Genomic DNA, 20,495 nt, shown 5'->3' on the forward strand with positions numbered 1-20,495 from the left:
ACCCGACAGGATGCCTGCGTGAGCATCCTCGACGCGACCTTCGCCCGCGGCCCCGTCTCGGCCGGCGGCCCGGCCGCGGACCCGTGGCTGGTGGCTCTGCTCGAGGTGGAGGGCGCGCTCGCGCGCGCCGCCGCCCGGGTCGGGCTGGTCTCGGAGGCCGCGGCCGACGAGGTCAGCCGGGTCTGCGCCGACCCCGCCGGCCTCGACCTCGCCGCGGTGTACGAGCGCGCCGCGGACGCCGGCAACCCGGTGCCGCCGCTGGTTCGGGTGCTGCAGGACGCCGCCGGCCCGCACGCCGCCCGGGCCGTGCACGTCGGGGCGACCAGTCAGGACGTCGTCGACACCGCGGCGGTGCTGCTGGCCCGGCGCGGCCTGCAGCTCATCGAGGCCGACCTGGCCACGGCGGCCGAGGCGTGCGCCCGGCTGGCCGCCGAGCACCGGGACGACCTGCTGATGGGCCGCACGTTGCTGCAGCAGGCACTGCCGATCACCGTCGGCCTCAAGGCCGCCACCTGGCTGGCCGGCCTGGACGGCGTCCGGGCGCGGCTGACCGCGGTGAGCGGCTCGCTGCCGGTGCAGTACGGCGGCGCCGTGGGGACGCTGGCCGCGAGCTCCGGCTCCGGCGTCGACCTGCGCCGGGAGCTCGCCGCCGAGCTGGGGCTGGCGGTCACCGACGTCCCCTGGTTCACCGTGCGGCTGCCCATCGCCGACGTCGCCGGGGTGCTGGGCGCGGCCGCCGGGGTGGTGGCCACGATCGCCGTCGACGTCGTCCTGCTGGCGCAGAGCGAGGTCGCCGAGGCCGCCGAGGTCTCCGCCCGCCGTGGCGGCTCCTCGGCGATGCCGCACAAGAACAACCCGGTGGCGGCCGTCTCCGCCCGGGCGTGCGCCCGGCGCGCCCCCGGGCTGGTGGCGACGCTCCTCGCCGCGATGGAGCAGGAGCACGAGCGCGGCGCGGGCACCTGGCACGTGGAGTGGCCGACGCTGACCGAGCTGCTGGGCACCGTCGGGTCGGCGGCCTCCTGGCTCACCGAGTGCCTCGGTGACCTGCAGCTGGACACCGCCCGGATGGCCGATGCGGTGACCTCGGCCGGCGACCCGCAGCTGGCCCGGGCGCTCGCCGAGGCGCTCACCCCGTCGCTCGGTGCCGGCGCCGCGCACGACGCCGCGTCCGCCGCCGTCCGCACCGCGGCACGGGAGGGACGCCCGCTCGCCGACGTGGTGCTCGAGCGCGCCGACGTCGACGGCGCGGCGCTCGTCGCCGACACCACCCCCGACGTCGGGGAGGCCGGAGCCCAGGTGGACGCCGCCCTCGCCGCCCACGTCATCGCTGCCCAAGGAGGACGCCCATGACCGCCGTCGAGGTCGACGCCACCGTCGACGGGCCGGAGGACGCCCCGGTCGTCGTCCTGTCCAACTCCCTGGGCGCGACGCGCGCCATGTGGGACCCGCAGGTGCCGGTGCTGGCCGAGCGGTACCGGGTCGTCACCTACGACACCCGCGGGCACGGCGCGTCCCCCGCCCCGGCGGGGCCGTACACCCTCGACGACCTGGTCGACGACGTCCTGGCCCTGCTGGACCGGGTCGGTGCGCAGCGGGCGCACGTCGTCGGGCTCTCACTGGGCGGGATGACCGCGCTCCGGCTGGCCGCCCGGGAGCCGCAGCGGGTGCACCGGCTGGCGGTGCTCTGCTCCTCGGCGAAGACCGAGCCGCAGGGGTTCCTGGACCGGGCGGCCGCCGCCCGGGCCGAGGGCACCGGGTCGTTCGCGCCGGCCGTGGTCAGCCGGTGGCTGACGCCGGCGTACGCCGCCGCGCACCCCGACCTGGTCGCCCGGCTCGAGGCGATGATCGCCGGCGCCGACGACGAGGGGTACGCCGCGTGCGCCGAGGTGGTCGGCGGCGTGGACCTGCGGGAGGACCTCGGCCGGGTCACCGCGCCGACGCTGGTGGTCTCCGGCGCCGAGGACCCGGCTCTGCCGCCGGCGCACCAGCAGGCGATCGCCGACGGGATCCGCGGCGCCGAGCTGCTCACCGTCAGCCCGGGCGCACACCTGGCCAACCTCGAGCAGCCGCTGCGGGTCAGCGGCGCGCTGCTCGGTCACCTCGACGCAGCAGGGGACGAGCGATGAGCGAAGCCGCGGACGGAACGGGCCCGACGACCGACGAGCAGCGCCGCGCCGCCGGGATGCGGGTGCGCCGTGAGGTGCTGGGCGACGCGCACGTCGATCGCGCCGTCGCCGCGGTCACCCCGCTGACCGCCGACTTCCAGGACTTCATCACCCGGGTCGCCTGGGGTGACCTGTGGCAGCGGCCCGGGCTGGACCGGCGCACGCGCAGCATGCTCACCCTGGCGATCACCGCGTCGCTGCGGCACTGGGACGAGTTCGCGCTGCACGTGAAGGCCGCGGTGCACAACGGGCTCACCGACGACGAGATCGCCGAGGTCTGCCTGCACACCGCCGTCTACGCCGGCGTGCCGGCGGCCAACCACGCGCTCGCCGTCGCGAAGCCGATCCTGGCCGAGCTGCGCGCCGAGGGCTGAGGGGCGCCCGGCCCGGGCCGTCGCTGGGGGAACAGCGGCGGCCCGAGCCAGGACCGGGTGCTGCCGGTCGGGGGGCCGGCAGCAGGCTCGTCGGGCCGACCACCTCGCCGGCCCGGGGACCAGCCTCGGGCGGTGCCGAGGTGGTGTCCAGCACTCCGGCCGGTCGCAGCGGCTCGTCCGGGGAGCCGTGACGCTCCGCCGCCGGCACGTCCCAGGCGACCTCACCGACCGCAGCAGGACGGCGACGGGTCGTGCGCGTCGAGGGCCGCCCCGCCCGGGTGAGCAGGCGCCATGCCGGACGGTTGGTGTCCGCACACGTCGGGTAGGGCGGACCGGCGGGCCGGTGCGGTCCGCACCCACCCGACCTGGAGCACCGCCCCTGCCGTGCCGCAGTGCTCGACCGCAGGAGGCTCGTGACCGTCGTCCCTGAGGAGCCGCAGCGCCCGCTGCGGGTCGTGTCCGTCCCGGACAGCTCGCCCTACGTCGACGCGGTGCTGCCCGACCGCGTGCTGCGGGTCGGGCCGGGCGTCACGCCGAGCCCCTGGCTGGACCCGGGGTACCTGACCGCGCACACCGACGCGGTCGACGTGCTGCACGTGCACGGTGGGTTCGAGCACCTCACCGTGGCCGAGATGGACGCCTGGACGGCGACGGTCCGGCGGTGCGACGTGCCGCTGGTGGTCACCGTCCACGACCTCGTCGCCGTCGACGGCGCGGACTCCGGAACGCACCCGGGCGCGGCGCGGACCCGCGCGCAGGCCCACCTGCGTGCCCTGCTGGCGACCGCAGAGGTCGTGCTCACCCTCACCCCGGGCGCGGCCGACGAGATCGCCGACCGCTTCGGCCGGACCGCCATCGTGGTGGCCCACCCGTCCCTGGGGGACCCGACCCCCGGGGTCGGGCGGGAGACGCGCCTGGTCGGCGTGCACCTGGGCGCGCTGGGCCCGGAGGTCGCCGAGCCGCAGGCGCTGCTGCGCAGCGCGCTGTCCGGCGCCGTTTCCGGCGGTGGCCGGCTGCGGGTGGACGTGGACCCCGACGTCGACCTCGCCGTCCGGCTGCCGGTGCTGGTCGCGCTCGCGGACGCCGGGGAGCTGGAGCTCGTGCGCAGCCGGCCGACCGGGCCGGAGGGGTGGGTGCGGCACCTGCAGGAGCTGCACGTGTCGGTCGTGCCGCAGCGCGCCCGGAGCCACTCGTCGTGGGTCGAGCTCTGCCGGGACGCCGGGACCCGGGCGGTCGTGCCGGTGGGCGGGCACCAGCGGGAGCAGTGGTCCGACGTCGTCCTCTACGGCAACGACCCGCTGACCGGCCTGGACACCGCCTCCCTCACCTCGGCGGTGGTGGCGGCGCTGACCCGCCCCGCTCCGGCGCGGGTCGACCGCGGTTGGCGGGCGGAGCAGCTGGCCGCCGTCCGCCGCGTGCACGCCCAGGTCTACGACCAGGTCGCCGCCGACCACGCCACCACCTGAGGGACCGCGCCGGGGGCACGCCTTCGGCGACGCTCTCAGGCGCCGGGGCCCTCCTCGGCGTGCGGCAGCCGGACGGTGAACGCGGTCCGGCCCGGCTCGCTGGCCACCTCCACCGTGCCGCCGTGCGCGGCGACGACGGCGTGCACGATGGCCAGCCCGAGGCCGGTGCTGCCCGCGGTGCGCGAGCGGGAGGCGTCGCCGCGGGCGAAGCGCTCGAAGACGTGCGGGCGCAGCGCGGCCGGGATGCCCAGCCCGTCGTCGGCCACCTGCAGCACCGCCCAGCCGGCCTCGGCGCGCAGCCGGGTGGTGGCCGTCGTGCCGTCGGGGGTGTGGCTGCGCACGTTCGCCAGCAGGTTCGCCAGCACCTGGTGCAGCCGGGCCGGGTCGCCGGGCACCACGACGGGGGAGTCGGGCAGGTCGACCTGCCAGCGGTGGGTCGGGCCGGCCGCGTGCGCGTCGCTGACGGTGTCGACGACCAGCGCGGTCAGGTCGACCTCCTCGGTGCTGAGCTCCCGGCCGGCGTCCAGCCGGGCGAGCAGCAGCAGCTCCTCCACCAGCTCCGACATCCGCAGCGCCTCGGACTCGACCCGTCGCACGGCGTACCCGACGTCGGGGGGCACCTCGGCGTGCTGCCGGCGGACCAGCTCGGCGTAGCCGCGGATGGAGGCGAGCGGGGTGCGCAGCTCGTGGCTGGCGTCGGCGACGAACTGGCGGACCTGCGTCTCGGACTGCTGACGGGCGGCCAGCGAGCCCTCCACGTGGTCCAGCATCCGGTTCAGCGCCGTGCCGACCTGCCCGACCTCCGTCCGCGGGTCGGTGTAGTCCGGCGGCACCCGCTCGGCCAGCCGCACCTCGCCGCTGGCCAGCGGCAGCTCGGAGACCAGGGCAGCGGTGGCGGCCACGCGGTCCAGCGGACGCACGGCGCTGCGGATCATCAGCGCTGCCACGCCCAGAGCCGCGGCCAGGCCGAGGAGCCCGGCGAGGAACTCGACAGTGACCAGGTTGCGCACCGCGTCGCTCGTGCTGCTCAGCGGGAGCCCGGTCACGATGACTGTCCCGCCAGAGATGGGGCTGGCCATGAGCCGGTAGTCGCCCAGGTCCCCGCCGAGGTGGACTGTCCGCGCGTCCGTGGAGGCGCTCGCGTACGCGACGATGATGGCCTGTGGCCGGGTGAGGGTGCGCGACTGGCCGTCTGCAGTGAGCGTGGCCCCCTGGGTGCAGATGCCGTCGTCGATCACCGCGCTGAGAGTGCCGTCACCTTGACCGGGCGTGTCGTAGAAGTCCGGCGTCGCGGGACGCTTGCCACTGTTGGCGGCGTCGGCGTCCGGTGCATCAGCGGCAGTCGGGTGGCCGAACCGCAGGGCGGCGTTGGCGGCGCGGTCTTGAGTCGCCATCAGCCGTGAGTCGACCTGATCGACCAGGTGGTTGCGCAGCACGGTCGTGGACACCAAACCGACCAGTGCCAGCACGAGCACCAGCGGGACGACGAAAGCCCACAGCAGACGCGCCCGCAACGTGAGGCGTTGCGGGCGCGGTCCCGGGAGGTGCTGCAGGTGCATCAGGTCGCGGGCTTGATCACGTACCCGGCGCCGCGCAGTGTGTGGATCATCGGAGTGCGCCCGGCGTCGATCTTCCGGCGCAGGTAGGAGATGTAGAGCTCGACGATGTTGCCCTGGCCGCCGAAGTCGTACTGCCACACCCGGTCCAGGATCTGCGCCTTCGACAGCACCCGCTTCGGGTTGCGCATCAGGTAGCGCAGCAGCTCGAACTCGGTGGCGGTGAGCCGGATGTCCGTACCGCCCCGCATCACCTCGTGGCTCTCCTCGTCCAGCGTCAGGTCGCCGACGACCAGCAGGCCGTCGTCGGCCACCACGCGGCTGGTCCGGCGCAGCAGGCCGCGCAGCCGAGCCGCGACCTCCTCGAGGCTGAACGGCTTGGTCACGTAGTCGTCGCCGCCGGCGGTGAGCCCGGCGATGCGGTCCTCGAGGGCGTCCTTGGCGGTGAGGAAGACGACCGGCACGAGCGGGGAGTCCGCCCGCAACCGGCGTAGCACCTCCAGGCCGTCCATGTCCGGCAGCATGACGTCCAGGACGACGGCGTCCGGTCGGAACTCGCGGGCGACGCGGACGGCGTCGGCGCCGTCGGAGGCGGTGCGGACGTCCCAGCCCTCGTAGCGCAGGGCCATGGACAGCAGCTCGCAGATGGAGGGCTCGTCGTCGACTACCAGCACCCTCAGGGCGCTGCCATCAGGACGGGTGAGCTGGGCCCGAGAGCTCGTGAGGGGGGTGCTCGTCGTCATGGTCTGACTGTGCAGCCTGATCCTGGGAGTTTCCTGTGTTCTGCCGAACAAGTGTCTGGACGTCCGGCAGATGCGCAGGCGACGAGAGGAGGGGTGGCCAGGGGCGGGGTCGAACCGCCGACCTCTCGCTTTTCAGGCGAGCGCTCGTACCGACTGAGCTACCTGGCCCCAGCGCCGGAACCGGTGGTGCTGGCGCCGGATGGCGACCCTGACGGGACTCGAACCCGCGACCTCCGCCGTGACAGGGCGGCGCGCTAACCAACTGCGCTACAGGGCCTTGCTCGTTCTGGTGCTCCTGGTGGAGCTGTCGTGCGTGCCCCCAACGGGGTTCGAACCCGTGCTACCGCCTTGAAAGGGCGGCGTCCTGGACCGCTAGACGATGGGGGCTCGTGGTCGCTGGAGGCAGGGAGAACCTTACATGGCCCGGGGCGGGTGCCTGCACGGGGGCCCGCGCGCCGCGTGGCGAGCAGGTCTGCGGGGCTCCGCGTGCCAGCATCGGTCGTGCTCACACGACGTCCCTCCCGGATGACCGGGCTCGCCTGCCTGGCCGTTGCCGTGCTCTCCGCCGGGTGCGCCGCGCAGACCGACCCCGAGGCCGCGGCCTCGACCGGCAGCGCATCGACCACGACCTCCGCCTCCGCGCCCAGCAGCACGTCCACCGAGTCGACCAGCCCGGCGACGGCCACGGCGACGGCGACAGCGGCGGCCACGGAGGAGGCAGCAGCGGGCACCCCGTTCCCGGGCGACACCCGGGCCGACGTCGCCGAGGCGGTCGACCCGGACGGGCTCACCGTCACCGCGGTGCGCGCAGCCAGCCACGAGGGCTTCGACCGGGTGGTCTTCGAGCTGTCCGGCACCGGGACGCCCGGCTGGTCGGTGGAGTACGTCGACGCCCCGTCGGCGCAGGGCAGCGGTGCCGCGATCGACCTCCCCGGGGCGGCGTACCTCGGGGTGTCGTTGCAGGGCACCAGCTACCCCTACGACTCCGGTGCCGAGGAGGTGGCCCGGGGTGCGGTGCCGATCTCGGGCACCGACGTCGTCGAGGGGGTCTTCTACGACGCCACCTTCGAGGGCACCTCGGCGGCCGTCATCGGGACCGCCACCCGCGCGCCGTTCCGGGTCTACTCCCTCACCGGACCCTCCCGCGTGGTGGTGGAGGTGGCCACCACCGGCTGACCGGCGGCGGCCTGCCGGTGGTCAGCCTGCCTTCGCGGTCAGCTCCAACGTGGTGTCGGTGACCGTGGTGCAGGTGAGGGACAGCGGCCCCGCGGTGACGCTCTCGCCCTGGGCGCAGGAGACGCTGGCGTCGCCGACCGACACGGTCGCCTTGCCGTTCTCCGTGCCCACGAAGGCCAGGTCGTTGCCGAGGATGCTCGCCTTCGCGCCGTCCCCCTCCAGCTTCACCGTGCAGGTGGTGCCGGAGCAGTCGACGTTGTCCGAGCTGCACGCCGCCAACGGCAGCAGCAGCAGCAGGACCCCGGCGGCGGCGCCCACGGCTGCGCGGACACCTCGGTGCAGTCGATCGGCCATGGGAGCAGGGTAGGGCGGACGGCCGGACCCCGCGCGGCCCGACGCGGCGGGAGGTCAGTCCCGGTGCGGAGCGGTGCTGAAGACCCAGCTGCGGAGGGCGACGAACCGGATCAGGCCGATCGCTCCGGTCACCGCGGCGATCAGGCAGAGCTGGGCGACCGCGCCGACGTCGCCGACCAGGCTGTGCACGCCGGCCAGTGCGAGCGAGGTGGCGACCAGGCCGATGACGGCCAGCCCCCCGCCCTCCCACTGCGCGGCGAACCAGGAGACCCGGGCTCCGGCGTGGAAGGTCAGCCGGCGGTGCATCTCGTTGGCCAGCAGGGTCGAGGCGACCGCGCCGACGACGTTGGCCAGCTGGTCGCCCAGCCCACCGAGCGCGATGAAGAGCACGGCGTAGACCGTGCTGGAGACCACGCCGACGACGACGAAGCGGACGAACTGGGCGCGGGCGTCGTCCTGGTGCAGGCGGGTCCGCAGCAGGCTGAGCAGCTGGGGCGCCCGGTGGAGCTCGGTCGTGACGAGAGAACCCGGCTTGCGCGCGCCACCGGGGGCGGTGCGACGGAGCAGGGACGGGCAGGTCACGTGTACTCCTTCGAGAGCCAGTGGCTCAACGGTTGCATGCTCCACCAGGAAGTCTCAGGTGTGCATCTGGATTCCCCGCGCGGCGCGCTGACACTCCGTGAGGTCGATCACGGAGAGTGGTCACGATCAGGTCACAGGCGGCTGTCAGCTGCTTCCCGAGCAGCGTCGGCACGGTGGGGCCGTGCACACACCCGGCCCTCGGCGTCCCTGGCTCTACGACCCCTCGCTCGGCGGGGTGCTGGTGCGGGCGCACCGGTCGCCGGTGGCCGGTGCGGCGAGCAGCGTGGTGTCCGACGTGGTGTGGGGCGACGTCCTGGCGGTGCTGCGCTGGGCCGAGGCGACGCTGACCTGCCCGCCGGAGCTGACCGGTGGCACCGCCTGGCGGACGGCCGCCGCGTCGGCCGGCATGCTGCGCCGCCTGCCGGGGCTGTGCCGGGAGACCGGTGTCGCCTGGCCGGGGCCCGCGCCGGCGTCCCCGGCGGGGGAGGTGCCGGCCGTGCAGCGACTGCGGACGGCGGCCGACCGGCTGGCGGTGCGGCTGTGCTCCCCGGAGGAGGGCGTGGCCGGGCCGCTGCGCGACTCGCTCGCCGACCTCGCGCGGGACGTCGACGAGGTGGGTGCGGCCGCGATCGCGCTGCTGGCCGAGGGGGCCGACTGGACGGCGGCGAGATGAGCCCGCCGGTTCCGGTCGCCCACAACGGGTATGGGCGGGCGCATGAGCTTGCTCGCCGTGCTGGACCGGCTGTCCGAGGTGTCGTCGTTCGACAAGTCGCTGGAGAGCGCGCGGGCGGCGGTGAACAAGGTGCTCCGGCCGCAGGCGTTCAAGGACCTGCTGCACGGCACCTGGCTCGGCCACCCGGTGCACCCGATTCTGGCCATGGTCCCGGTGGGCACCTGGCTGTCGGCCGGGATCCTGGACGCGGTGCCGCCGGCCCGTCCGGCTGCCACCGCGCTGATCGGCACCGGCGTCGCCGCCAGCCTGCCGGCCGCTCTCGCGGGCGCGGCCGACTGGTCGGAGCAGGACGACGCCGTCCGCCGGCTCGGCGCCGTGCACGCGGTCGCCAACTCCGCGGCGCTCGGCCTGTACGTCGGCTCGCTGGTGGCCCGGCGCAAGGGCAACGGCACGCTGGGCCGGGTGCTGGCCTACAGCGGCCTGGGGTTGGCCAGCGCGTCGGCCTCGATCGGTGGGCACATGTCCTACGCGCAGTCCTCGGGCGCCAACCACGCGGTGGTCGAGGCCCGGCAGCTCACCACCGAGTGGATCGACCTCGGACCCCTCGACGACCTGCCCGAGGGGCGTCCGGCGCTGCGCACCGGTGAGGGTCAGGGCACGCCGGTCGGGCTCGCCGTCGTCCGCCGCGGCGCCCGCGTCGACGTCTTCGTCAACGCCTGCGCGCACGTGGGCGGACCGCTCGCCGAGGGGACGGTCGAGGAGGTCCGCGGAGCTGACTGCCTGGTGTGCCCGTGGCACGGCTCGGCGTTCGACCTGGAGAGCGGCGAGCCGCGGCGCGGGCCGACGGCGAGCGCGCAGGAGCGGCTGGAGGTCAGGTACGAGGCCGGCCGGGTCTACGGGAAGCTGCCGAACCGGCACGTCTCGAAGTGACCGCCGGCGGCTGACCCGGACCTAGGCTGCGGCCGTGCGGGGAGCGGCCGTCGGTCTGGTGCTGGTGGCGGTCCTGGCGGGCTGCGGCGGCGCGGACCAGCCCGCTCCGCCGCCGGCTGCGTCGTCCACGCCGGCCGCCGAGGCCCTCCCGGAGGTCCCCGGCGTCACCGGTGAGGCGGTGCAGCTGCGCACCGACGCCGCCCTCGGCGGGCAGGTGCAGGTGCGGCTCACCGACACCGGCCCGGCGCCGTTCACGGTCACCTCCGTGCAGCTGGACTCCCCGGGGTTCGCCGCAGTGCCGGCCCGGACGGTCGCGGCGACGTACGAGCCCGGGCAGACCATCGACCTGCCGACGCCGTTCGGCACGGTGGACTGCACGGCCGGGGTCGAGCCCGTGGCGGCGCGCGTGACAGTGGTGCGGCCGGAGGGGACGACGGGGGAGCTCCGGGTGCCGCTGGCCGGCGACACGATGGCGCAGGTGCACGACGCCGCGTGCGCCGTCGAGCGGGTGCTGGCGGTCGTCGACGTCGCGGTGGAGGACCTGACCGAGGCGGGCACCACGACGACCGGCGTGGTCGTGCTGACCCGGCGCTCGGGCGACGAGCCGGTCGAGGTCACCCGGCTCGGCGGGAGCGTCGTGCTGCAGCCGGTGCTGGACGACCTGCCGGTGACGCTGGAACCGGACCGGGACGAGCTGAGGCTGCCGGTGACCTTCGACGCGGCGCGGTGCGATCCGCACGCGCTCGCCGAGACCAAGAAGCCGTTCGTCTTCCCGCTGGCGGTGACCGTCGGCGACGGGGACAGCGTGCCGGTGGACCTCCCGCTCGACGACGCGCAGAAGGTGCAGCTGGAGGGGTTCCTCGGCCGGGTGTGCACCGGCTGAGCGGTTCGCCGGCCCGCCACCGGGGCACCGTCCGGGCGTGTTCCTCTTCTCCAGCCGGCTGGGCTGCCTGGGCTCGCTGCTGGTCTCGCTCGTGCTGACGGCGCTGCTGTTCGTCCTGTTCACCGTGCTCTGACCCCTCGGCCGATCCCGGAGACGCGCGCGAGGGCGCGTCGAGCTGGCCGACCGTCCCGCCGAGCTCGCCGGATCTTGTCCGGCATCTGCTCCGCGCGTACGCTCTTGTACCCCCTGGACGGTCGATGACGCCGCTGGTGGCGACGTGGTCCACGTCCCGGCTCCTGTCCGCACGGGCATGCAGTTGCAGGGAGGCGTGATGTCCTCTTCGCCGTCCTTCCAGTCCCGCACCAGCCTCTGGTCGCGTCTGCGTCCACGTGCGGTTGCCAGGGTGTTCGCCGTCGCGCTGCTCGTGGCGGGCACCACGATGCTCGCTGTCGGCCCGGCAGCGGCAAGCGGTGTCGCGTGCGGGGACGTCGTCTCGGTCGACACGACGTTGACCAGCGATCTGGTGGACTGCCCCGACATCGGACTCGTGATCGGTGCCAACGACATCACGCTCGACCTCAACGGGCACACCATCGACGGCGATGGGACATCGCCGGTGACCTGCCCGGTGCAGGGCCGGGTCTGTGACGTGGGCGTGGACAACTCGGCCGGCCACGACGGCGTCACGATCCAGGGCGGCGCGATCCAGCAGTTCAACGCGGGGGTCCTCGTCTCCGGCGGGGCGGACGGCAACCGGCTGCGCCGGTTGACGATCGCGCAGACGACGAGCGAGGCCATCCTCGTGGTGGACAGCGCCCACACGGTGATCGAGGGCAACACCATGACTGATCCGGGCATCACCGCGGTCGTGGTCCTGGAGTCGTCGGACGCGCTCGTGACCCGGAACGCGGCGTCGGGGAGCACCGGCTACGCGATGTTCCTCGACGCTGACCACAGCGTCATCGAGCACAACGCGCTGGATGCGGGCGAGCACGGCTTCGCGGTCGGTGGCAGCGGTACCACCGTCCGCCGCAACGTCGTCTCGGACAGCGGCGGGGGCATCGACGTCAACGACGAGGCCAGCGGGATCCGGGTCGAGGAGAACGAGCTCCGGAGGGTCGGTGACGGCATCATCGTCGGGGTCGCATCGGACACCCTGGTGCGGCGCAACGTCGTGGACGCCGTCGGCGGAGGTGAGCGGGGAGGCTTCGGCATCATCCTCGACGGTTCCGTCCGGAGCACCGTGGCCCGGAACGCGGTACATGCCACGGGGAACGGCCCGGCGATCTACGTCGCCCACCTCGACGCGGCCTCTGCGCCCCGCGACAACCACGTCACGCACAACCACGCCACGAGCCAGCACGCCGACGGGATCCTGGTCGATCCCGACGCGACCGGCACCGCGCTGTCCGGCAACGTGGCGGTGAACAGCGGTGACGACGGCATCGACGTCGACGCTCCCGGCACGACGCTGACAGGCAACCTCGCCGCCCACAACCACGACCTCGGGATCGAGGCGGTCGCCGGTGTCGTGGACGGTGGCGGCAACCGCGCCGGGGGCAACGGCAACCCCGCCCAGTGCACCAACATCTCCTGCAGCTAGGCCGCACGCGACGTCGCGACGATCTGCCTGTGCGGGGGTGCCCCGGTGTCCCAGGAGCTCTCCGGGAAACGTCTGAGGTGACCTCGGGTTCTTCGTGCACGTCAGCACGGACGGAGGGCTGCCATCCGCCCCACCCCCGTTCAGCGCCGCGTGTCGAAGCGGCGGCGCGCTAGCCTCGCAGCGGGCCGCAGGGTGCCGCAGATCCCGCACACGTCGTTCGTGGGTCGTCTGGAAGCCCTCCGGCACCGGCAGGGCCTCTAGCTCAACTGGCAGAGCAGCGGACTTTTAATCCGCGGGTTGTGGGTTCGATCCCCACGGGGCCCACCACTGTGACCTGCAGTTTTGTTCTTTCGTGGGTGGGCGACCGGGGGTGGCGCCCACAAGACGCCCACAAGGCTGTCGGCGGCCCGCTGCGCGGCGGCGTCCATCCGAGCGGCCAGGTCGCTCAGGTCGTCGTCGAAGAGACCGGCGTAGACGTCGAGCGTCATCGCCGCTGAGGCATGCCCGAGCATGCGCTGGATGCTCTTGACGGTGGCCTCACTGGCCACCGCGAGTGAGGCGGCGGTGTGCCGGAGGTCGTGTGGGGTGACGTCGGTCAGGCCGGCCGCGCAGACGGCCGGGTCGAAGACCACGCGGCGCCAGTTCCGCAGCCGCAGTGCCGTGCCCGCGGCGGTGGTCAGCACCAGGTCGCCGCCCTTCTTGCCCTCGCAGCGCTCGGCCAGCGGACCGGCCAACGCGGCCGGCAGTGGGACGCTCCGGTGCTGATGGGTCTTCGGCGAGCCGAACTCCAGCTTGCCCGCCACCTCGGTCACGGATTCGGCGATGCTGAGCCGGCGGCACAGGAAGTCGACGCGGCGCACCCGCAGCGCGGCCAGCTCGCCGAACCGCAGCCCGGTGTAGGCGAGCAGTCGGATGACGTCCCCGTCGTCGACGGCCGCGGCGGCGAGCCGTTCCACTTCTTCCCGGCTAAGGAAGCGCGGCTCGTCGCGGGTGACGCGGGGGAGAGGCACCCGGTCAGCGGGGTTCCGCGGGATGCGCCCGTCGCGCACGGCAAGTCCGAGCAGCAGCGAGAAGACGCGGTGCGCCTGGCGCACGGTGGCCGGTGCGGAGCCGTTGGCTCGCAGTCCGGCGACCCAGCCGGCGACCTCGGCATGCGTGACGTCGGCAAGGCGGTGACTGCCCCAGGTGGGGAGCACGTGCGTGCGCAGCAGGCCCGCGTACCGGTACAGGGTGCTCGGCTTGATCTGGGTCTGTGCCGCGAGCCACTGGTCTGCCCAGGCGGAGACCGTGACCCGGCCGCGGTCCGGTGCGGTCCAGGTTTGGGTGACCATCGCCGAGGTTGCCACGTCGAGCCAGCGCTGGGCGTCTACCTTCCGGGCGAACCGCTTCTCGTGCTGCCGCCCACCGGGATTGCGGTATCGCGCGCGGTACCGCGACGTCCCGTCGCTCAGCGTGATCCGGGTGATGGAGCCGTCCACGGCAGAGGACCTCCTGCAGGTGCCGAGAGATCGGACTGAACTGCTTGCGGCTGAGCCTGCCCGACGAAGGCCATCGGCGGCGGTGATGTGCATCAACTGTGGGCGCGGGTGGCCTTGTCCCCGCCGACCTTTGAGTCCCACCAGCGGCCGACCTCGACCTCGTCATAGAGCACCCGGCGGCCGGCGCGGACGCCGGCAGGGCCGATGCCGACGTGGCGCCAGTAGCGAACGGTGGCCGGGCTGGTGCGGAACCGCGCGGCCACCTCCTCGGTGGTGAGCAGACGGCCTGTCATGGGTGCCTCCTGGGTGGACGGCCGCGCAGATCGGGCAACCGCGCACGCTCAACAGGCGCCGATGCAGGCCGAACGCTGCCATCGGCGACCGGGAGTCGGAAAGCAGTCGAACGGCTGCACGACCGCCGCGGTCACCCCGGACGTCACCCCAGCTCAGCGAGGTTCCAACGGGTGAGGAGGCTGTCACCCCGCTTGGCGCGTCGATGCCGTGCCCGGGTGGACCAGCAGACGCGCCGGCGACACGCGAGCCAGGAGCTGGCCGTCCTGTTCGGTGCTCTTCTGGCGGCGGCTATCGCGCTCCTCGTCGGGGTCGACGCTTCGCGCGACTGGGAGCAGGTGGCAGTCGGCGGCGTGCTCTGCGTCAGCACGGGACCAACTTCTCCGCACAGCTGCGAGGACTTCGGTCGGCCGAGCGCGCGGTACGTCAGGACGTCACCCCCGCACCGGACTCGCCAGAACAGGGTTGAGCCACCCGGCCGGGCCTCTCGTCGACCTGGCCGCGTTCGGGCGCTGGCCCGCCGAGGCCACTCGTCACAACGAATCGCTTGGGCCCGAGTGAGCTCCTATGTGCAAGGGCTCGGCGGTAGCGTTTTGGCTGGCGGTGGGTGCGGTGGACTGGCCGCAGCGAAGAGCAGGTCAGGGACTGGGAGCCTGTCGCGCAGCTGGCTTCGGCCGTGAAGACGCGTCCCGTTTGCCGCTGCCGCACTCACCGTCCTATCGCGGTCGGTGCGCGTCCGGCGGCGAGGTCTTCGTGCAGGGTCTTGTAGATCACGTCGGAGAGGCGTCGTTTCAGGCAGCGCAGCGCTTCGCGTCCGGTCTTGCCTTCGGCGCGTTTGCGCAGGTAGTAGGCGCGGCCTTCGGTGTCGGCGCGGATCTGGGTGATCGCCATGGTGTAGAGCACCCGGTTGAGCGTGCGGTTGCCTGAGCGGTTGAGCCGATGCCGACTGGTGCGCCCGGAGGAGGCCCATCCGTGTCTCGCGCCCGGCAGCTGTTCTGGAACTGCGGTCGCCCGCGGGCTGCCTCGCTCCCATCGGGTTGACGCCGCCACGGCTTGCCGGCGTCACCCCGGCGGCCCGGTCACCCCCGGTCGTCTCCTTCAGCGCGGCCGGTCGACCTGGGCGCCCCAGGCGGCGAGCCTCGGCCATGCCGCTGTCGCTGCGACGGTCGAACAACATAACCTCCTTTATGTTGTATGGCCGGCGTATCTGACACCCATCGAGGCGACATGTGCGGCGAATCGGTGGCAAGGATGCTCGTGAGTCCTGTGGCTGAGTGTCGGGAGGCAACCGAACGAGCGAGGTAGTCGCGTCGCCTCGCGCGAGCAAGGCGCTCGTGCAGTGGACTCCAACTCTTTCGTTTGGTGCCTTTGGGCCCCGTTGGTCAGCGCGAGGGAAACAAGACCAGGTGGCTACACCCAGTGGACCTGGCTAGTCTTCTCCATGAACCAGTGCGGTGACTCTGGCGCGGTGTACGGTGCTCGAATGGCTGCGCCAACAACAACGCGAATCGCCGGTACCGTCACCATTCGGCCACTTCTCTTGGGTGTCGTGGCAGATTTGGGCGAATCGGCTCGTGTAGTCGAAATCTTCCGCACCCTGGCTGGCCTCGGGGGTGGCTGCTACTCATCCATTCTCGAGTCGCCAGCCAGTCAGGAGGACTTAGAGGCGAAGTTCCACGCTTATGATCTGGATGCTCTCTGGGCGTGGGACGACGAATCTACACTCGAGTCGAAAGTGGCCTGGCGTGGTCGCGGTGAATGGGGACCGTTCGAAACCGGACGGTATGCCAATGGATTGCTACCGTGGGTCGCACTAGACGGGGCGCCGAGTGGCGTAGAAGTTCAGCATGATCCGCTGCTTGATTGGTTCTTGGCCGACCGAGCTACCGCATCGACGCACTCCGCCGTACTCGACGACGTACCGTCCGCGGTGTCGACGCGTTCGTTCAATCACACCCCACCCCTGATACTGATTATAGATCGCAGCTCCCTGACGCATCAAGTTCTGGCGTGGAATGTCCGATCGCTGGCGATCAACTTGATGATTATTGATCTCGGTGTTAGTTCGCAATACTCCGCTTGGAGGAGGTGGCTAGCTGGTCTGCCCAGCAGAGCTCAGAAGACTCGGAGTCGATGCAAGAAGTGTGGATCTGGGATGTTCGACAGGATCCTTGCGAGCAGGACTTCGATGCACTCGCATTCAAGCTTGAAGGGGTAGGCAGAAGGGCCGTCTGGTATCACTCAGGCAAAACGCCACCGCGCTACTCGCGCGTTCTTGAGACCGACGACGTGCTTCCGTTCGATGTCGCTATTCCCTACGGAGCGATGCAGGCCACGGTTCTTTTGCCGAGGCGTCGCCTAGCTGGACGAGGAAGCGTTTTAGGAGATTTCCGTACAGTTGCCGCCGATGTCAAGGTCACAGAGCTGACCGGTCATGACCCTCGGCTAGTTGCGCACCTGCCTGACGACGAAAGATTCGCGGACCTGTTGGATTGGGTATCCGACAATATGGTGCGTGCCAGGCGACCGACGGATCGCGGGTTCGTCTCAGGAGTCGGCGTCACCGATCGGTCGATCAATGTTCAGCTCCACCGCAAGTCCGAGGTCTTTCGCCGGCTGTTTGGGGCGGGAGGAGTTGTCACTGGCCAGTCCGACGTTGGGCTTTTTCAAACGCGGGCGGCGGAGATGCTGGGTGGCGCGGCTAGTGGAGCTTTAACGCAACCTGGGTTGGCCGCTGCTTTACAGCTCTTAGCCACCCATCAGGGGGGCATTCCGCTGGCTCGTCTTAGAGAAGAGATTAAAAAGGGCCGCGGTCGGTGGCCCATGCGGTTGTCGCAGACCAGTGTTGCCGACTACGTCGAATCAGTCCTGCGACGGCTGCTCAATAGTGGCTTGGTGACTGCGGTCCTAGTGGGCAAATGTACTTTTTGTCGTGCGTCTATGCATATTGGTCCAAGCATGCTCGGCGACCACGTCGCGTGCGACTTTTGTGGACAAGATGTGCGACTGGCTTCTCTGATCGGGGGGGGGGGCAGTACCGCCAAAGTGGTTGTTCCGCCTAGCGGGGCATCTGACGCGTGAGCAGGTGCAGGCCATGGTTCCTGCCTTGGCCGCGCTTGGCCAGATAGTCAACACGTACGGAATAGGCGGTGATCTGGCGTGTCATGAGTTGGGCCTAACAGTCACGGTTGGCCAAAAGTCGGTTGAAGCCGACATTGCCGCGTTTCTGCGCTATCCAATCCCTGTCACCTTGATCGGGGAGGTGAAAGGCCGCAATCGGATTGATCAGAATGATCTCGACAACCTTGGTTGGCTACAGGACCGCCTGACTGGAGAAGGATTTGACAGCCTCATCGTTCTCGTGACAGCGAAACAGAGTTTTGGACCTGAAGAGGTCGCGATCCTGCGTACATTCTGTGAGGTGCGGGCGGAAGTAGTCACTGTCCGTCGGTCGCTGACGCCGCGCCTTCCTCTGCTTTTGACTGGTGAGGATCTGTTTTTGCCCTGGATGGACGAGGAGAGCGTGAGGCGGTGGGGGAGGAATGATCCTGGGTTAGCTGTTCATGGCGTGGCCTTGGAGTCCTGCAAGCGCAACCTTGGACTTCTTGATTGGGAACTGTCGAGGACTGGCCCGGCAAAGCTTAATTGGGTGATTGGTTTGGATCGCGCGTGAGTCATGGCTGGTGTCTATTGACCGACCCTTGAATGACGTCCTTTATCTATCGGTCCGATCGCTCTGCGCATGCGGCAGGGGTGAGCTATCCCGATGGTCCACAGTCGAGGCTGGTCGCCCTCTGAAGTTGATCTTCGGCTCGGGCTACTGGACGATCCGGCCGTGAAGGTCATCGGGAACTTCGTCATCTTCGCGGCCGTGCTGGGGATCGGCGTTGCCGTCTACTTCTTCGTGACAGGTCCCGCAGCGGTCGGCTGGTTTCTGGCCGTCCTAGTGGTCCTGCTGCTGCCGAGCTATCTGCTGGTGACGAGGACGCCCCGTCAGTTCGGTAAGAGGACCGGAGACCATGTAGCCGCTCAGGACCCCCAGTCTTTAGCGGAGGGGCGTGGCGGCATCCGGGTGCATCGGCCTGCCGGCTACTACGTCAATGCCGTGCGCACCTACAAGATCCTCGTGGACGGTGAGGAGGTCGGCTCCGTGCGCCCCGGCAGGTCCCTTGATCTGCAGGTCGAGCCCGGCCGTCATGTGGTGCGGGGCAGCTTGGACTGGGGTGGGAGTCAAGACCTGTCCGTCGACGTCGCCGCTGGCGAGACAGTCATGCTCGCGGTGCTGCCCGGGCCGCCGACGGCGGCCTTCTCAAAGCCGAACGGGGTCTTGGAGCTCAAGCTGTCTTCCACGTAGCCGGGCCTCGCGCTGAGGGCGGCCCACAAACGTCAACCGCCAGCCGATTCGGGCCGTTGATTCCGGACACGGGTTCTGGGCCGGTTGACTCGTTGGCTGACCTGCGCGAATGCCCGACGAGTCAAGTAGTCCGCGGAGCGGCCCGCAAGCGGGTGGTTGTGGGCCGTAGTTTCGGAACCCGTATCTGGTCACGCAGAGCAGGATGGCCGTTTTCCGCTAGTTACTCTCGGTAGAAGGGTCAGTAGCCGGCCGGTCGGCCGCAGCAGGACGCAGCGCTCATCTTGGGCCACTGGCGGCTCTGCATGCCGAGAACGCTGATGTACCGGTCAGTTCGCTAACGGGCGTTCGAGCTCTTGGGCGGCGTGGCGAGCTCGGACTTCGTTTGGACGGGCGGACGGTCCCGGCCTAAGACACGCCTGGAAGTTCGGTCAGCAGCTACTAGACAGGCGCTCTAAGTAGAGGCACTATCAAGACGTGCCGACCGGACCGCAGCCCAGCGAGTGGCTCCGCGGGGTCCTCGAGCTGTGCGTCTTGCGAGTCATGGCTGATGGGCCCACCTACGGCTATGCCATCGCCGGTCGGCTGGCCGACGCGGGCTTCGGCGACATCAAGGGCGGCACGCTGTACCCGCTGCTGGCCCGGCTCGAGAAGAACGAGCTGGTCATCGTCGACTGGCGGACCGGTGACACCGGTCCGGGGCGCAAGTACTTCACCCTCACCGACGCCGGCCGCGCCGAGCTGGAGCACGGCCTCACCCGGTGGGAGGCGTTCTCGGCCCGGGTCGGCGTCCACCTTGCCGCGGGCGGCGACGCCTTCGTCCACTCCACCCACTCCTCGAGGAGTTCAACATGAGCGAGTCCCCCGGCGTGCAGGCCGCACCGCAGGAAGTCTGGGAGCGTCCGTTCGTCCGGGCCCACCAGGAGTGGTGCAGTGCGTTCGTGCTCGAGCTGCGGCTGCGAGACGTCCCCGGTCTGGTGATCGGGGAGCGCCTGGGCGAGGTGGAGGGCCACTGCACGGAGACCGGTGAACCCCCCTCAGCAGCGTTCGGTGATCCCACCGACTACGCCCGCGAGATCGATGCGGAGAGCTCTCCCGAGCGCGTGTCCGGGGTGTGGACCATCGCCGCCCTCGGCGCCGGTCAGGTGCTGGCCATGCTCGTCGGCACCGCTGCGATCCGAAACTGGGTCAGTGGTGAGCCACTGACCTACAACCTGGTGCAGCTCGGCTGTCTCGCCGTGGTCGCGGCCGCGCTGCTGTGCCTACCTCGAGTGCTGCGCCCGCTGATGGCGCACCCTTGGGTGGTGGGCACCGCCCTCTTCGCCGTGGTCACCGCGGCTGGTGTCGGAGCCGCAGCAGCCAGTGGAACTTCGTCAGCGACCGTTGTTCCGGTATCACCGGCAGTGATCGCGATTGGCCTCTTTATGGTGGTGATCGCCCTGTCCTGGCTCGAGTACCGCGAGCTGACTGGTGACTCCGCCGACGATCTCGTCACCTCCCCTCTCACCCCTGAGCCGCGAGCGAACATTGCAGCCCAGCGATCAGGCTGGATCGTCTTGCTGCCGCCCCTGATGATCCCCACCTATTACCTTGCGATGGGGATCCTCTTCTGGGTCTTCGGCTGAAGCACGTGAACCAGTCCGACGGCGTGCCGCGTTGAGGCGACAGCGTTCCGCCGGCAGTTGTCGGACTGGTTTGATCTGATCGCCTGCCGTCGCTGAGTCGCGCACGACGCGTGCCACCAGCCAGGGCGACACGCGCGAAACACCTTTCCATCACCCGCGGGCTCTCGAAGATCGACCCGGCTCTCCTGGCACATCGGGTGAGGCAATCGTGAACCGCACCCGCAGGGGCGCCAGCGCTTACCGTC

The 20,495-nt window shown here is 71.2% G+C and carries 19 protein-coding genes, 4 tRNA genes and 1 pseudogene; 14 read left to right on the forward strand and 10 right to left on the reverse strand.

The features are described from left to right. The first annotated feature begins 18 nt into the window (after positions 1-18). The 4 genes from FHL79_RS02115 (at position 19) to FHL79_RS02130 (ending at position 4,005) form a co-directional block, all read left to right on the forward strand. A complete protein-coding gene (locus tag FHL79_RS02115) occupies positions 19-1,350 on the forward strand; it encodes a lyase family protein (protein ID WP_138756977.1) in 1,332 nt (443 codons plus the stop codon). Continuing rightward, positions 1,347-2,126, forward strand: coding sequence for a 3-oxoadipate enol-lactonase (gene pcaD / locus FHL79_RS02120; RefSeq protein WP_138756978.1), 780 nt, complete (start codon positions 1,347-1,349; stop codon positions 2,124-2,126). Before FHL79_RS02115 ends, pcaD begins: the two co-directional genes overlap by 4 nt. Continuing rightward, on the forward strand, positions 2,123-2,539 hold the full coding sequence (gene pcaC / locus FHL79_RS02125; RefSeq protein WP_138756979.1) for a 4-carboxymuconolactone decarboxylase: 417 nt from the start codon (positions 2,123-2,125) through the stop codon (positions 2,537-2,539). Before pcaD ends, pcaC begins: the two co-directional genes overlap by 4 nt. 413 nt (positions 2,540-2,952) lie before the next feature. Beyond that, positions 2,953-4,005: a glycosyltransferase gene (locus tag FHL79_RS02130; protein WP_138756980.1), complete on the forward strand. Its 1,053-nt coding sequence runs from the start codon at positions 2,953-2,955 to the stop codon at positions 4,003-4,005. Between the two features lie 35 nt (positions 4,006-4,040). Here FHL79_RS02130 and FHL79_RS02135 read toward each other — a convergent pair whose 3' ends face one another. The 5 genes from FHL79_RS02135 to FHL79_RS02155 all read right to left on the reverse strand — a co-directional run bounded on the left by FHL79_RS02135 (position 4,041) and on the right by FHL79_RS02155 (position 6,691). After that, on the reverse strand, positions 4,041-5,519 hold the full coding sequence (locus FHL79_RS02135) for a sensor histidine kinase (protein WP_246080246.1): 1,479 nt from the start codon (positions 5,517-5,519) through the stop codon (positions 4,041-4,043). A 44-nt stretch (positions 5,520-5,563) separates the two neighbouring features. Continuing rightward, entirely contained in the window at positions 5,564-6,304 is a 741-nt protein-coding gene (locus FHL79_RS02140; RefSeq protein WP_138756982.1) for a response regulator transcription factor, read from the reverse strand. 94 nt (positions 6,305-6,398) lie between these two features. Next, a tRNA-Phe gene (locus tag FHL79_RS02145) sits at positions 6,399-6,472 on the reverse strand. Positions 6,473-6,504: 32 nt separating this feature from the next. Continuing rightward, positions 6,505-6,581, reverse strand: a tRNA-Asp gene (locus FHL79_RS02150). A gap of 37 nt (positions 6,582-6,618) precedes the next feature. Continuing rightward, a tRNA-Glu gene (locus FHL79_RS02155) sits at positions 6,619-6,691 on the reverse strand. Between the two features lie 114 nt (positions 6,692-6,805). Between FHL79_RS02155 and FHL79_RS02160 the strand changes: the two genes are divergently transcribed. Continuing rightward, a complete protein-coding gene (locus FHL79_RS02160) occupies positions 6,806-7,480 on the forward strand; it encodes an AMIN-like domain-containing (lipo)protein (RefSeq protein WP_138756983.1) in 675 nt (224 codons plus the stop codon). Between the two features lie 21 nt (positions 7,481-7,501). Here the strand turns inward: FHL79_RS02160 and FHL79_RS02165 are convergent, their stop codons facing one another. After that, on the reverse strand, positions 7,502-7,834 hold the full coding sequence (locus FHL79_RS02165; RefSeq protein ID WP_138756984.1) for a hypothetical protein: 333 nt from the start codon (positions 7,832-7,834) through the stop codon (positions 7,502-7,504). Between the two features lie 54 nt (positions 7,835-7,888). Further along, positions 7,889-8,416: a GtrA family protein gene (locus tag FHL79_RS02170; RefSeq protein WP_171057963.1), complete on the reverse strand. Its 528-nt coding sequence runs from the start codon at positions 8,414-8,416 to the stop codon at positions 7,889-7,891. 181 nt (positions 8,417-8,597) lie between these two features. On the opposite strand from FHL79_RS02170, the gene FHL79_RS02175 reads away from it, so the two are divergent. From FHL79_RS02175 to FHL79_RS02195, 5 genes are all read left to right on the forward strand, one after another. Further along, complete coding sequence (locus FHL79_RS02175; RefSeq protein ID WP_138756985.1) at positions 8,598-9,089, forward strand: hypothetical protein; 492 nt, start codon at positions 8,598-8,600, stop codon at positions 9,087-9,089. Positions 9,090-9,131: 42 nt separating this feature from the next. Then, positions 9,132-10,019 (forward strand): Rieske (2Fe-2S) protein, encoded by an 888-nt coding sequence (locus tag FHL79_RS02180; RefSeq protein ID WP_138756986.1) that lies wholly within the window; start codon positions 9,132-9,134, stop codon positions 10,017-10,019. Positions 10,020-10,053: 34 nt separating this feature from the next. Beyond that, positions 10,054-10,902: a hypothetical protein gene (locus FHL79_RS02185; protein ID WP_138756987.1), complete on the forward strand. Its 849-nt coding sequence runs from the start codon at positions 10,054-10,056 to the stop codon at positions 10,900-10,902. 403 nt (positions 10,903-11,305) lie between these two features. Beyond that, positions 11,306-12,505, forward strand: a complete 1,200-nt coding sequence (locus FHL79_RS02190; protein ID WP_171057964.1) for a right-handed parallel beta-helix repeat-containing protein — start codon at positions 11,306-11,308, stop codon at positions 12,503-12,505. 251 nt (positions 12,506-12,756) lie between these two features. Then, a tRNA-Lys gene (locus FHL79_RS02195) sits at positions 12,757-12,832 on the forward strand. Positions 12,833-12,981: 149 nt separating this feature from the next. Here FHL79_RS02195 and FHL79_RS26395 read toward each other — a convergent pair. From FHL79_RS26395 to FHL79_RS02210, 3 genes and pseudogenes are all read right to left on the reverse strand, one after another. Beyond that, positions 12,982-14,076, reverse strand: a pseudogene (locus tag FHL79_RS26395) (tyrosine-type recombinase/integrase); the annotation flags it as partial. Next, positions 14,076-14,276 carry a helix-turn-helix transcriptional regulator gene (locus tag FHL79_RS02205; protein ID WP_138756989.1) on the reverse strand — a complete coding sequence of 67 codons (201 nt, stop codon included), beginning with the start codon at positions 14,274-14,276 and terminating at the stop codon, positions 14,076-14,078. The pseudogene FHL79_RS26395 and the gene FHL79_RS02205, both read right to left, overlap by 1 nt. Before the next feature lie 706 nt (positions 14,277-14,982). Beyond that, entirely contained in the window at positions 14,983-15,324 is a 342-nt protein-coding gene (locus FHL79_RS02210; protein WP_246080247.1) for a transposase, read from the reverse strand. A 2,044-nt stretch (positions 15,325-17,368) separates the two neighbouring features. Between FHL79_RS02210 and FHL79_RS02215 the strand changes: the two genes are divergently transcribed. From FHL79_RS02215 to FHL79_RS02230, 4 genes are all read left to right on the forward strand, one after another. Continuing rightward, complete coding sequence (locus FHL79_RS02215; RefSeq protein WP_138756990.1) at positions 17,369-17,947, forward strand: hypothetical protein; 579 nt, start codon at positions 17,369-17,371, stop codon at positions 17,945-17,947. Positions 17,948-18,109: 162 nt separating this feature from the next. Continuing rightward, complete coding sequence (locus FHL79_RS02220; protein ID WP_138756991.1) at positions 18,110-18,628, forward strand: hypothetical protein; 519 nt, start codon at positions 18,110-18,112, stop codon at positions 18,626-18,628. 540 nt (positions 18,629-19,168) lie between these two features. Then, complete coding sequence (locus tag FHL79_RS02225) at positions 19,169-19,480, forward strand: PadR family transcriptional regulator (RefSeq protein ID WP_138756992.1); 312 nt, start codon at positions 19,169-19,171, stop codon at positions 19,478-19,480. Then, positions 19,477-20,250, forward strand: a complete 774-nt coding sequence (locus FHL79_RS02230) for a hypothetical protein (protein ID WP_138756993.1) — start codon at positions 19,477-19,479, stop codon at positions 20,248-20,250. The genes FHL79_RS02225 and FHL79_RS02230 overlap by 4 nt, the downstream gene beginning before the upstream one ends. The last annotated feature ends 245 nt before the right edge of the window (positions 20,251-20,495 follow it).

Source organism: Modestobacter altitudinis (assembly GCF_005930475.1).
Lineage (GTDB): Bacteria > Actinomycetota > Actinomycetes > Mycobacteriales > Geodermatophilaceae > Modestobacter > Modestobacter altitudinis.